This is a genomic window from Streptomyces virginiae (genome assembly GCF_000720455.1).
Classification (GTDB): Bacteria; Actinomycetota; Actinomycetes; order Streptomycetales; family Streptomycetaceae; genus Streptomyces; species Streptomyces virginiae.
The window spans coordinates 193,795-206,585 of the sequence record NZ_JOAK01000004.1; the positions used below are offsets into that span (position 1 = coordinate 193,795).

The following is a 12,791-nucleotide window of genomic DNA, read 5'->3' on the forward strand; positions in this document are numbered from 1 at the left end:
TCAGGCGGAGGCGGCCGGGGCCGGGGCCGGGGCCGGGGCGGGTGTCCCGGCCAGGAGGTCCAACCGGCGCACGGCGGCGCGGCGTTGCACGAGGGAGAGGCCCGCGACCGCCGCCCCGAGGACGAGCCAGCCGGCCGGGCCGGCGGTCATCACCGCGCCGGTCAGCAGCAGCGGCCCGGCGGACTTCTGGACGGACTGGGCCATGCCGGCCACGCCGAGGTACGAGGCGCGCGCCTCCGGGGGCGCGAGGGAGACGGCGAGCTCCCAGGAGCTGACCGAGCGCATCAGCTCGGCCGCGGTGGCCAGCACCGCCGCGGCGAGCAGCGCGGCCGAGGCGGTCCACGCGCCGCCGCCGGTGGAGGCGGCCAGCAGGACGCAGCACAGCAGGGTGGTCAGTCCGTAGAGGGCGACGGCGCCCGCCGCCTGGCGGGGGCCCCGGACCTTCGCCGACACGCGCAGCTGGAGGACGACGACGAGCACGGTGTTGACGACCAGGAAGGCCGGGATCAGTTCGTGCGGCGCCGTGGTGTGGCTGACCAGCCACAGCGGGATGCCGATGCCCAGGATCGAGTCGTCGAGGTTCATCGGGATGTCCAGCAGGACGAAGCGGAGGTAGCCGCGGTCCCGCCAGGGGCCCGGCCCGCCGTCGGCGGCGGCGGCCGCGGGGCCCTCCGCCGGGGCGGCGCCCGCGGCGGGTGCGGCGACGAGCCCGCGGCCGCGCGGCTCCCGGGTGCGCCAGACCAGGGCGGCGGCCACGAGGAACGACAGCGCGTTGGCCAGGATGAGCACGTGGTAGGCGCCCCGGGTGCCGACGGCGAGGCCGATCGCGGCCAGGCCGGCGCCGAGCGCGTAGCCGGCGTTCGCCGAACTGCGCGACAGCGCCTGGTAGGTGGCGCGCCGCTCGCCGGCGACCCGGGTGGCGAAGAGCATCTCCAGGGTCTTGGCCGCCCGGTCTCCCAGGTGGGTGACGGCCACCACGGGCAGCAGCAGCGCGAAGTCGGTGACGACGAGCAGCAGGCAGAGGGTGACCAGGCGCAGCAGGTGGGCGCCGATCAGCAGGGAGCGCACGAGGAAGCGGTCGGCCAGGTGTCCCGCGAGGGGGGATCCGGCGATGCCGGCCACCCCGGACGCCCCCAGCAGGATGCCGAGCCGACCGGCGTCGAGGCCGACCAGGAAGGTGAAGTAGAGGACGCAGGCCGCGGCCCAGACGCCGGTGCCGGCGCGGTCCAGGAGCTGGGCGAGGAGCATGGTGCGCGCGTCGCGGCCGCCGGGCGGCCGCCGCAGCTGCGCCAGCAGGCCGGGTTCCCGTTCACCCTGCCGCCGTTCCTTCCGGATCTCCCCGCCGCGCCGCATCCCAGGCCTCCCCGCCCACCGTCGAAGTATCTCGACATCGAGATACAGGGGAAGCCTGCCCCACATCAATCTTGACGTCAAGATACTTGATGTCGATATACCTGCCCTGTCCTCGCTTCGGGCTGCCGTTGTCAGACCCCTCCGGTAGGTTCCGAAGCAGCCACGAACGTCAGGGGGATGGACCGACATGAGCGACCTCGCGACCACGAGCGGCGACCTCGATGCGGCGATGGACCGGTACCGGGTCGAGCTCACCGGCTACTGCTACCGGATGCTCGGTTCCGCCTTCGACGCCGAGGACGCCGTGCAGGACACCTACATCCGCGCCTGGCGCAGCCACGCGAAGTTCGAGGGCCGGTCCTCGCTGCGGTCGTGGCTCTACCGGATCGCCACGAACGTCTGCCTGGACCTGCTGAACGCCGGCAACAAGCGGGCCCGTCCGATGGACCTGACCGCCCCGCAGCACCAGTCCTCCGCCGTGCTCAACCAGCGGCCCGAGGTGACCTGGCTGGAGCCCGTCCCCGACGGCCGGGTGCTCCCGCAGACCGCGGACCCGGCGGAGACCGCGCTCGCGAAGGAGTCCGTACGGCTCGCCTTCGTCGCGGCGCTCCAGCACCTGCCGGCCAAACAGCGCGCGGTGCTCATCCTGCGCGAGGTACTGGCCTGGAAGGCGGACGAGGTCGCACAGCTGCTGGACACCACGGTGGCGTCGGTGAACAGCGCGCTCCAGCGGGCACGGGCCACGCTCGCCGGGCAGCGGCTGCGCGCGAGCGAGTCGGCCGACCCGCTGAACGCGGAGCAGGCCAAGCTGCTGGAGCAGTACCTCTCCGCCTTCGAGGCCTACGACATCTCGCGCCTGACGACGCTGCTGCACGAGGACGCCGTCCTGTCCATGCCCCCGTTCGACCTGTGGCTGCAGGGCAAGGCGGACATCGCCGCGTGGCACCTCAACCAGGGCATCGGCTGCAAGGGCTCCCGGCTCGTCCCGACGACCGCGAACGGCATGCCGGCCTTCGGCCAGTACCGCCCGCGCGAGGACGGCGGCCCCGGGCACACCCCGTGGGCGCTGCAGGTGCTGGAGGTCTCAGAGGGCAGGATCGTCGGCCTCAACGCCTTCCTGGACACGGCCCGGTGGTTCCCGCTCTTCGGCCTCCCCGAGCAGCTCGACGAGTCCTACGAGGTCCAGCAGGGCGCGTAGGCCCTCCCCGGCGCCGGTCACCCGCAGCGGCCGCCCCCTCGCCGTCACCCGCAGCCGCGCCAGCGCCTCGACATGGGCCAGCCGCGGAGCGGTGACGGCGCGCGCGTCGCACTCCACCGCGCGCGCCCCGCCCTCGTACAGGCGGGCCAGGCGCGCGCACAGGTCTGCGGCGTCACGCGCGGTCGGACCGGGTCCGGGCAGCACGAGTCGGGTGGTCGTCACGAGGGGATGACTCCCGCACCCGCCGGAACTCATCGCCGCGGCCGGACGATGGTGTGATGCAGCCTGCCTACTGGGACCCGATGCCCACCGCCCGCCGACTCACCGAGAGCACGTCCCACCTGAGGGCGAGCATGTTCAAGGGCGTGTGGGAGGAACGGAACTGGCGCAACGTGCCGGGCCCCTTCTACGCCGGCGAGACCGACTCGATGGCCATCGGGCGCCTGGACGCCCCCGACCACATCTGTTAGGACGACGATCACGGCGGTGGCTTCGGCGGGGTGTTCGTCTTCCGCCGGCCCACGGACGAGGGCCAGGTGTTCGACGTACTGTGCGGGGCCTCGCTGGACCTGTACGAGGGCTACCACTGGGACGGTGACGACCACTGGACCGTGGAGTCCGTGCGCGACTGGTGGGCGGACCGGGGGCGCGTCCGCGAATGGGCCGTGGCGATCGCCGCCGACTGGGGCGCCGACACCCACCCCCACTGGGGCTACAACAACGACCCCCAGTTCCTGGGCCACTACCACGACGCCGCCCAGGGCCACCGGGACTTCATCGCCCACATCGACAACGGCCTGGAGGCCTACCTGCGCGGCTACCTGTTCTGGCTGGACCAGCGGCGCGAACCGCGACCGGGCGAGGCCCTGCCGCGGCTGTGAGGTCAGGGCCGCGGGAAGCTGAAGGTGTCGAGGGCGAGGTCGAACGGCGCCGGGATGGGGACGGCTTCCCCGAACTTGCCCGCCCACAGGACGCGGTACGCGCCGTCACTGGGCTCGCCGTACAGGTGGATCGTGGGGCTGCCGGTCGCGTGCGGGTCGATGAGCAGGTAGAGCGGGATTCCGGCTGTGGCGTAGCCGTTGAGCTTGGCGACACGGTCGTGGACGGCGTTCGACCGGGAAGTGATCTCCACGACGAGCTCGGCGACATCCGCGGGAGTGAAGCTCTCGCCCCGGGGAACGGCTTGCCTGGGGACGACGACGAGATCCGGGATGTACAGACCGCTGCGGCTCGGGACTGCGGCGTTGAGGGTCTGGAATACACCCCAGCCTTCCGGGATCACTGAGTACAGCCTTTGCTGCACCAGATCCGCGATCAGGTTGTGGTCGTTGACGGGCGGTGGTGCCACGGTGACGATCCCCTCGATGATCTCCACCTTGCAGCCCTTCGGCGCGCCCGTCCCCTTCCAGAGGCCGATCGTCGAGTCCCAGTCGTCACCGCTCAAGGGTGGATGCTCGACCGCGAGTGCGCTCATGGTGTGCTCCTCATTCGGTTCGTCACCGATCCCAGCATGCCGAACGGGACCGGCGGGGGTCCACCGGTCCCGTTCACCCGAAAGGGAAGCCGCAGGTCAGGCGATGCGGTCGAGGACGATCGGCGTGGCGGTGAAGGACGTGCCCGCCGCGGCGATGTCGAAGGTGCCGTCCAGCGCCGCCAGGGCGTAGTCGAACTTCTCCGGGGTGTCCGTGTGCAGGGTCATCAGCGGCTGGCCGGCCGTGACGGTGTCGCCCGGCTTCGCGTGCAGCTCGATGCCGGCGCCCGCCTGCACCGGGTCCTCCTTGCGGGCGCGGCCCGCGCCGAGGCGCCAGGCGCCGACGCCGACGCCGTACGCGTCCAGGCGGGTCAGGACGCCCGACTCGGGGGCGGTGACGACGTGCTGCTCGCGGGCCACCGGGAGGGTCGCGTCCGGGTCGCCGCCCTGGGCCGCGATCATCCGGCGCCAGTGGTCCATCGCGGAGCCGTCGGCCAGGGCCTTCGCCGGGTCGGCGTCCTTGATGCCCGCCGCGTCCAGCATCTCCTTGGCCAGTGCGATGGTCAGCTCGACGACGTCGGCGGGGCCGCCGCCGGCGAGGACCTCGACCGACTCGCGGACTTCGAGGGCGTTGCCGGCGGTCAGGCCGAGCGGCGTGGACATGTCGGTGAGCAGCGCGACGGTCTTGACGCCCGAGTCGGTGCCGAGGCCGACCATGGTGCGGGCCAGCTCGCGGGCGTCCTCGATGTTCTTCATGAAGGCGCCGGTGCCGACCTTGACGTCCAGGACGAGCGAGCCCGTGCCCTCGGCGATCTTCTTCGACATGATCGAGGAGGCGATCAGCGGGATCGCCTCGACGGTGCCGGTGACGTCGCGCAGCGCGTAGAGCTTCTTGTCGGCGGGGGCCAGGCCGTCGCCCGCCGCGCAGATGACCGCGCCGGTGGTGTCGAGGACGTGCATCATCTCGTCGTTGGAGAGCAGCGCACGCCAGCCGGGGATGGACTCCAGCTTGTCGAGGGTGCCGCCGGTGTGGCCGAGGCCGCGGCCGGACAGCTGCGGCACGGCCGCGCCGCACGCGGCGACGAGCGGGGCCAGCGGGAGGGTGATCTTGTCGCCGACGCCGCCCGTGGAGTGCTTGTCGGCGGTCGGACGGGACAGCGCGTCGAAGTTCATGCGCTCGCCGGAGGCGATCATCGCCGCGGTCCAGCGGGCGATCTCGGTCCGGTTCATGCCGTTGAGCAGGATGGCCATCGCCAGTGCGGACATCTGCTCGTCGGCCACGACGCCGCGGGTGTAGGCGTCGATGACCCAGTCGATCTGCTCGGGGCTCAGCTCACCGCGGTCCCGCTTGGTCCGGATGACGGAGATGACGTCCATGAGGTGCTTCCTTCTACGCGCATAGAGAGAGGGAGGGAGGGGTTCAGGGAACGGAAGTACGACGGCCCTCCGCCCGGCAGGGGCGAAGGGCCGTCGGCACGGCTATCTCAGGTGGTCGGGCCCGAAGGCCTGCGGCAGCATCGCCGCGAGCGGCAGGACCCCGTCCGGGGTCTCCACCAGCAGCTCGTCGCCGCCGAATTCGTAGAGCAGCTGGCGACAGCGCCCGCACGGGACGAGGATCTCGCCCTTGCCGTCCACGCAGGTGAAGTGCGTGAGGCGGCCGCCGCCCGTGGCCTGGAGGGAGGAGACCAGTCCGCACTCGGCGCACAGGCCCAGCCCGTAGCTGGCGTTCTCGACGTTGCAGCCGGTCACGATGCGGCCGTCGTCCACGAGGGCGGCGACCCCGACCGGGAAGCCCGAGTACGGGGCGTACGCCCGGGTCATCGCTTCCCGGGCGCGCGTCCGCAGGGCTTCCCAGTCCACGGCGTGCTCCGCGGTCACTTGCCCTGGCCCTTGCGGTACGGCATGCCGTCCGCCTTGGGCATCCGCAGGCGCTGCGCCGACAGGGCGAGCACGAGCAGCGTGGTCAGGTACGGGGCCGCGTCGACGAACTGGCTCGGCACCGCGTCGGTCAGCGCGTACCAGACGAACAGCAGCGCGGCGAAGGCCGCCGAGATGCCGGCCTGGATGTACTTCTTCTTGTAGAGCTGCCAGACGCACACGATGACCAGCAGGATCGCGATCAGCAGCAGCATCGCGTGGACGTTCTCGGCGCCACCGCGCAGCTTGAGGCTGTCGATGAAGCCGAACAGGCCCGCGCCCAGCGCCATGCCGCCCGGCATCCAGTTACCGAAGATCATCGCGGCGAGACCGATGTAGCCGCGGCCGCCGGTCTGGCCCTCCTGGTAGATGGGGCTGGCGACCTCGGACAGGTACACGCCGCCGAGGCCCGCGAGGGCGCCGGAGACGATCACGGCGATGTACTTGTACTTGTAGACGTTGACGCCGAGGGACTCGGCGGCGATCGGGTTCTCACCGCAGGAGCGCAGGCGCAGACCGAAGGAGGTCCGCCACAGCACCCACCAGGTGGCGGGGATCAGCAGCAGGGCCACGATGGTCAGCAGCGAGATCTCGGTGATCAGGCCGCCGATGACGCCGGCGAGGTCCGAGACGAAGAACCAGTGCTTGGCCTGGAGGTCGGCCATCCAGTCCGAGAGCCCCGGAATGGTGATCTTGGCGATCGGCTCGACCTGCGGGGACTGCTTGGAGGAGCCGCCCGGCGCCTCGGCGAACGTGAAGTTCGAGAGGTACTGGGTGAAGCCCAGCGCGAGGATGTTGATGGCCACACCGGAGACGATGTGGTTGACGTTGAAGGTGACCGTGATGATCGCGTGCAGCAGGCCGCCGACGGCGCCGCCCGCGATGCCGACGAGCACACCGGTCCACGGGCCCCACTGGTAGCCCGCCCAGGCACCGAACCAGGTGCCGAGGATCATCATGCCTTCGAGGCCGATGTTGACGACGCCCGCGCGCTCGGCCCACAGACCGCCGAGACCGGCGAGGCCGATCGGCACGGCGAGGGAGAGGGCGCCGGAGACCTGGCCGACGGAGGTCAGGTCGTTGGCGCCGGAGATCAGGCGGACCAGCGAGACCAGCGCGAGGCCACCCGCGATGATCAGCAGGATCCACGGCAGGGTGAGCTTCTTGCGGCTGCCCGGAGCGGGCGCCGCCTTCTTCGTGGAAACGGTGCTGGCGCTCACGCCGCGACCTCCTTCTCGGTCTTCATGGCGTGGCCCGCGGCCAGCTCCTCGCCGACCTTCTGCTGCTGGCGCCGGATGCCGTAGCGGCGGATGAGCTCGTACGAGACGACCACCGCGATCACGATCAGGCCCTTCATGATCGTGCCGATCTCCTTGGCGTAACCGGCCGTGTCGAGGCCGGCGGACGCCTTGTCGATGAAGGCCATCAGGAGGGCGGCGAAGAAGATCCCGACGGGGCTGTTGCGGCCGAGCAGGGCGATGGTGATGCCGGTGAAGCCGACACCCACGGGGAAGACCAGGGTGTACGTGTGGCTCTCGCCGAGCAGCACCGGCATGCCGGACAGGCCGGCGACGGCACCGGAGATGAGCATCGCGGTGATGATCATCTTCTTGGAGTCGACACCGGAGGCCGCGGCGGCGGACTCGCTCGCGCCGCTGGCGCGCAGGTCGAAGCCGAAGCGGGTGCGGTTGAGCACGAACCAGTAGACGACGCCGAGGGCGAAGGCGATGAAGGTGAAGCCGTAGATCTCACCCGAGTCGCCCATGGAGAGGGCCGGGAACCAGCCGGACTGGGCGATCTCACCGGTGGTGAGGTCGTTGGAGCCCTCCACCTGCACGCCGAGGTTCTTCGGCAGGATCAGCCAGGCGATGAGGCTGGTGGCGATGGCGTTGAGCATGATCGTCGAGACGACCTCGCTCACACCGCGCTTGGCCTTGAGGACACCCGCGATACCGGCCCAGAAGGCACCGGTCAGCATCGCGACGACCACGATCAGCAGGATGTGCAGCGGACCGGGCAGCGCGATGGCGCCACCGACCACGGCGGAGATCATCGCGGCGAGGCGGTACTGGCCGTCGACGCCGATGTTGAAGAGGTTCATCCGGAAGCCGATGGCGACGGCCAGGGCTGCCAGGTAGTACGTGCCGGCCTGGTTGACGATGAGGATCTGGACGTCCTCGTAGCCACCGTTCTCGACCATGATGCGCAGGGGCTCGATCGGGTTGATGCCCGTCGCCGCCAGCACGATCATGGTCAGTACGAAGGCGCTGACCAGCGCGAGCAGGGGCCCGGCGATGGCGAGCAGCAGCCGGTCCTTGTCGAATTTCTTCATCGGGCCTCGTCCTCCGTCGTGTCACCGTCGGCAGCGGCGGAGTGGTTGTCGGTTGCTTCCAGGTGCCCCGAGGCGGCGCCCGTCATGGCGGTGCCGAGCTCCTCCGGGGTGACGGTCGCGGGGTCGGCGTCCGCGACCAGGCGGCCGCGGTAGATCACGCGCAGGGTGTCGGACAGGCCGATGAGCTCGTCCAGGTCGGCGGAGATCAGCAGCACGGCCAGGCCCTCACGGCGGGCCTCGCGGATCGCGTCCCAGATCTGCGCCTGCGCGCCGACGTCCACACCGCGGGTGGGGTGGGCGGCGATGAGGAACTTCGGGTTGTGGCTCATCTCGCGGCCGACGATCAGCTTCTGCTGGTTGCCGCCGGAGAGCGAGGCCGCGGTGACGTCGATGCCGGGCGTGCGCACGTCGTACTCGCGCACGATCCGCTCGGTGTCCTTGCGGGCCGCCTTCGGGTCGAGGATGCCCTTCTTGGAGTTGGGCGCCTCGGTGACGTGGCCGAGGATGCGGTTCTCCCAGAGCGGGGACTCCAGCAGCAGGCCGTGGCGGTGGCGGTCCTCGGGGATGTAGCCGATGCCGCCCTCGCGGCGCTTGCGCACCGACATCTTGGTGATGTCCGCGCCGTCCAGGGTGATGACGCCCGCGTCGGGGGCCATCATGCCCATGAGGGCCTCGATCAGCTCCGTCTGGCCGTTGCCCTCGACGCCCGCGATGCCGAGGATCTCGCCCTTGTGGATCGTGAGGCTGACGTCGTCCAGCAGGAGACGGCCGGCCTCGACGACCTCGTGGGTCGAGGAGTCCGCGGGGGCCGCGGGTACCAGGACCTCCGGCTCGGCGACGACGGCGCCGCCGGCGGCGACGGTCAGGCCCGCCACCTGGAGCATCGGGACGTCCGTGACGGTCGACTCGCGGGTCTCGGGCGACGGCAGCTCCGCACCGACCATCAGCTCGGCGAGCTGCTTGGGGGTGGCGGTCCTCGGGTCGGCGGTACCGACCGTGGTGCCGCGCCGGATGACGGTGATGTCGTCGGCGACCTTCAGCACCTCGCCCAGCTTGTGCGAGATGAAGATGACGGTCAGGCCCTCGGACTTGAGCTCGCGCAGGTTGTCGAAGAGTGCGTCCACCTCCTGCGGCACGAGCACTGCGGTCGGCTCGTCGAGGATGAGGATCTTCGCGCCGCGGTAGAGGACCTTGAGGATCTCCACGCGCTGGCGGTCGGCGACGCCGAGGTCCTCGACGAGGGCGTCGGGGCGCACGCCGAGGCCGTACGCGTCCGAGATCTCCATGATCTTCTTACGGGCCTTGGCGCCGATGCCGTACAGCTTCTCGCCGCCGAGAACGACGTTCTCCAGGACGGTGAGGTTGTCGGCGAGCATGAAGTGCTGGTGCACCATGCCGATGCCACGGGCGATGGCGTCGCCGGGCGTGTTGAAGGCGACCTGCTCCCCGTCGATGGCGATGGTGCCCTCGTCCGGCTTCTGCATGCCGTAGAGGATCTTCATCAGAGTCGACTTGCCGGCGCCGTTCTCACCGATCAGGGCGTGGACCGTGCCCTTGCGGACGGTGATCGCGATGTCCTTGTTGGCGACGACGCCGGGGAAGCGCTTTGTGATGCCGTGCAGTTCTACGGCGGGGGGCGGGCTGGACGCGTTGATGACGCACTCTCCTTGGCGCGAAAGGAGCGGAAGGCAGGGGGGACAGGGCGGGGAGTGAAAGTATCGCGTCCACGATGCTTCTACGCGCGTAGCACTGTCGGAAGTGAAAACTCGCGGCCAGTACGGCCACGTGGTCACAGACTAGTGATCACAGAACGTGGCTCGGGGCCCGGGAGCGATGTCGACCGCTTCCCGGACCCCGGAGACCAGGACTACACGTCAGGGACTGCCTTACGGGGCGGTCTTGACGGTGATCTTCTTGGCGATGATGTCGGCCTTGGCCTTCTCCACCGCGGCGATGACGTCGGTCATCTCCTTGTACTTCGGGTTGGAGTCGGCCAGGCCGACGCCGTCCTTGTCCAGGCCGTAGCGGATCTCACCGGTGGCGGGCTTGCCGTCCTCGACCGACTTGATCAGGTTGAAGACGGAGTCCGAGACGTCCTTGGTGACCGAGGTCAGGATGGAGTCCTTGTACTTCGCCAGACCGGCCTGGTTGTACTGGTCGGAGTCGACGCCGATGGCCCACTTGCCCTTGGCCGAAGCGGCCTCGATGGCACCGGAACCGGCGAGACCGGCGGCGGCGTAGATCACGTCGGCGCCCGCGTCGAGCTGGCCCTGCGCGGCGGCCTTGCCCAGGTCGGGCTTGGCGAAACCGTCGAAGTTCGGCGGCTGGGTCAGGTACGCGGAGAGCACCTTGGCGTTCGGGTTGGTGTCCTTGACGCCCTGGGCGAAGCCCGCCTCGAACTTCTTGATCAGCGGGACCTCGACACCGCCGATGAAGCCGACCGTGCCGGTCTTGGACGCCTTGGCGGCGGCGACGCCGGCCAGGTAGGAGCCCTGCTCCTCGTTGAAGACGAGGTTGGCGATGTTCTCGCCCGTGACCGAGGTGTCGTCGATGATGCCGAAGGTGGTCTTCGGGAACTTCGGCGCGACCTTCTTGATGGCCGGGGCGTAGGCGAAGCCGACGCCGATGACCGGGTTGTTGCCCTTGCGGGCGAGCTCGGTGAGGCGCTGGACCTTGTCGGCCTCGCCCTCGCCGTCGGTGGGCTCCGCCTCGGCGCCCTTGATCTTCAGGTCCGTCTCGGCCTTCTTCAGACCGGCGTAGGCGGCGTCGTTGAACGACTGGTCGCCGCGGCCACCGATGTCGTACGCGATGGCTGCGGACTTCTGACCCGACTCCGAGGGGGAGGAGGAGGCGTCAGAGGACTTCTTTCCGCCACAGGCGGTGGCCGAGAGGGCCAGCGCCGCGGACGCGATGCCCACGGTGGCGATCCTGGTGATCCGGCGCAAGGGGAGGCTCCTTCAAAACCTGACCGAAGCGCCACGACCGGCGCTGGTTTCGCGGCGATCGTAACGCGCGTAGATGTCAGTTAAAGGCCCGTTCATGAGTCGTTATCGGATCGTCGCGAACCGGACAGTGACCGATCGGTAACTGCCAGGGCGTCCAGCCCTTGTGTACCAAGGGCTGGACACGTCCGCCGGAAGGCTCGCCGATGTTGTACGGAGACCGGCCGGACCGCTACCTGGAAGGCGGTGTGCGGCGGCCGTCGATCAGTGCGGCGGCCGTGAAGAACTCGACCCCGACGGCGATCGCGTCCTCGTCCACGTCGAAGTCCCCGCGGTGCAGGTCGCGCTTGGCGGTGTCGCCCGGCGTGCGGACCCCGAGGCGGGCCATGGCGCCCGGCACGTGCTCCAGGTACCAGGAGAAGTCCTCCCCGCCCAGGCTCTGCTCGGTGTCCTCGACCGACTCGGCGCCGCGGCGGGCCCCCATCGCCTCGCGCAGCAGTTCCGTGATCACCGGGTCGTTGACCACCGGCGGCACCCCGCGCACGTGGTTGATCTCGAACTTGGCCCCGTGCATGGTCGCGATCTCGTCGATCGCCGCGTGGATCATGTCCGGCGCCTCGTGCCAGGCCGCGAGGTCCAGGCACCGTACGGTTCCGGACAGCTCGGCGTGCATCGGGATCACGTTGCAGGCGTGCCCGGACTCGATCCGGCCCCAGGTGACCGACATGCCGGAGCGGGCGTCCATCCGGCGGGCGAGCAGGGCCGGGGCGTCGACGGCGACGCGGGCGGCGGCCGTCACCAGGTCGGTGGTCAGGTGCGGCCGGGCGGTGTGCCCGCCGGATCCGGTGAGGCTGACCTCCAGCCGGTCGCAGGCGGAGGTGATGGGGCCGGGCCGCAGTCCGATCCGGCCGGCGTCGACCCGGGGGTCGCAGTGGACGGCGACGATCCGGCCCACGCCGTCCAGCACCCCGGACTCGATGGCGTCGGTGGCGCCGCCGGGCAGCACCTCCTCGGCGGGCTGGAACAGCAGCCGTACGGGCCGGGGCAGGAGGCCCTGCCGGTCGAGCTCGGCGAGGACGAGGCCGGCGCCGAGGACGACGGCGGTGTGCACGTCGTGGCCGCAGGCGTGGGCGCGGTCCGGGGAGGTCGAGCGGTACGAGACGTGCGTCTTGGCGTCCGGGATGGGCAGGGCGTCGATGTCCGCGCGCAGGGCCAGCATCGGCCGGCCTCCGTCCCAGGTGCCCACGTCACAGATCAGGCCGGTGCCGGACTTCAGGACCCGTGGTCGCAGGCCGGCTTTCTCAAGCCTGGCCTTGATCGCCGCGGTGGTGCGGAATTCCTGGTGTCCGAGCTCCGGGTGCATGTGCAAGTCCCGGCGGAAGGCGATCAGTTCGGTGCGCAGGTGGTCCGGAAGTTTGCCGGGCAGCTCGGGCCGGTCGGACGCGACGGGCTGGAGGGTCTGGGACTCGCGGGACATCAACTGGTTCACCCGTTGAAGGGTAGGCGCACGGATGGGTCAACTGACCGGGGATCACGAAAAGTTCATGCCGTTAGGGGAAAGAAACACTGCCTCTGGAC

12 protein-coding genes are annotated in these 12,791 nt (G+C 70.5%); 3 read left to right on the forward strand and 9 right to left on the reverse strand.

Annotated elements, in window-relative coordinates; all coding sequences use genetic code 11:
* Positions 1-1,353, reverse strand: a complete 1,353-nt coding sequence (locus IG86_RS0109215) for an MFS transporter (protein ID WP_157854798.1) — start codon at positions 1,351-1,353, stop codon at positions 1-3.
* A 187-nt stretch (positions 1,354-1,540) separates the two neighbouring features.
* Here IG86_RS0109215 and IG86_RS0109220 point away from each other — a divergent pair, with 187 nt between their 5' ends.
* From IG86_RS0109220 to IG86_RS0109230, 3 genes are all read left to right on the forward strand, one after another.
* Positions 1,541-2,551: a sigma-70 family RNA polymerase sigma factor gene (locus IG86_RS0109220; protein ID WP_030822824.1), complete on the forward strand. Its 1,011-nt coding sequence runs from the start codon at positions 1,541-1,543 to the stop codon at positions 2,549-2,551.
* Positions 2,552-2,829: 278 nt separating this feature from the next.
* A complete protein-coding gene (locus IG86_RS0109225) occupies positions 2,830-3,021 on the forward strand; it encodes a hypothetical protein (RefSeq protein ID WP_030822821.1) in 192 nt (63 codons plus the stop codon).
* A gap of 30 nt (positions 3,022-3,051) precedes the next feature.
* On the forward strand, positions 3,052-3,432 hold the full coding sequence (locus IG86_RS0109230) for a hypothetical protein (RefSeq protein ID WP_030822819.1): 381 nt from the start codon (positions 3,052-3,054) through the stop codon (positions 3,430-3,432).
* Between the two features lie 2 nt (positions 3,433-3,434).
* Here IG86_RS0109230 and IG86_RS0109235 read toward each other — a convergent pair whose 3' ends face one another.
* The 8 genes from IG86_RS0109235 to IG86_RS0109270 form a co-directional block, all read right to left on the reverse strand.
* Positions 3,435-4,025, reverse strand: coding sequence for a Uma2 family endonuclease (locus IG86_RS0109235; protein WP_030896184.1), 591 nt, complete (start codon positions 4,023-4,025; stop codon positions 3,435-3,437).
* Positions 4,026-4,121: 96 nt separating this feature from the next.
* Positions 4,122-5,399 carry a thymidine phosphorylase gene (locus tag IG86_RS0109240; protein WP_030663876.1) on the reverse strand — a complete coding sequence of 426 codons (1,278 nt, stop codon included), beginning with the start codon at positions 5,397-5,399 and terminating at the stop codon, positions 4,122-4,124.
* A gap of 102 nt (positions 5,400-5,501) precedes the next feature.
* Positions 5,502-5,900 (reverse strand): cytidine deaminase, encoded by a 399-nt coding sequence (locus tag IG86_RS0109245; RefSeq protein ID WP_030822813.1) that lies wholly within the window; start codon positions 5,898-5,900, stop codon positions 5,502-5,504.
* Complete coding sequence (locus IG86_RS0109250) at positions 5,897-7,159, reverse strand: ABC transporter permease (RefSeq protein ID WP_030896187.1); 1,263 nt, start codon at positions 7,157-7,159, stop codon at positions 5,897-5,899. Before IG86_RS0109250 ends, IG86_RS0109245 begins: the two co-directional genes overlap by 4 nt.
* Positions 7,156-8,271: an ABC transporter permease gene (locus IG86_RS0109255; RefSeq protein WP_030822807.1), complete on the reverse strand. Its 1,116-nt coding sequence runs from the start codon at positions 8,269-8,271 to the stop codon at positions 7,156-7,158. The genes IG86_RS0109250 and IG86_RS0109255 overlap by 4 nt, the downstream gene beginning before the upstream one ends.
* Positions 8,268-9,926 carry an ABC transporter ATP-binding protein gene (locus IG86_RS0109260; protein ID WP_078905860.1) on the reverse strand — a complete coding sequence of 553 codons (1,659 nt, stop codon included), beginning with the start codon at positions 9,924-9,926 and terminating at the stop codon, positions 8,268-8,270. The genes IG86_RS0109255 and IG86_RS0109260 overlap by 4 nt, the downstream gene beginning before the upstream one ends.
* Positions 9,927-10,157: 231 nt before the next feature.
* Complete coding sequence (locus IG86_RS0109265; RefSeq protein ID WP_030822800.1) at positions 10,158-11,216, reverse strand: BMP family lipoprotein; 1,059 nt, start codon at positions 11,214-11,216, stop codon at positions 10,158-10,160.
* A gap of 229 nt (positions 11,217-11,445) precedes the next feature.
* Entirely contained in the window at positions 11,446-12,690 is a 1,245-nt protein-coding gene (locus tag IG86_RS0109270) for an amidohydrolase (RefSeq protein WP_030663891.1), read from the reverse strand.
* Positions 12,691-12,791: the final 101 nt, after the last annotated feature.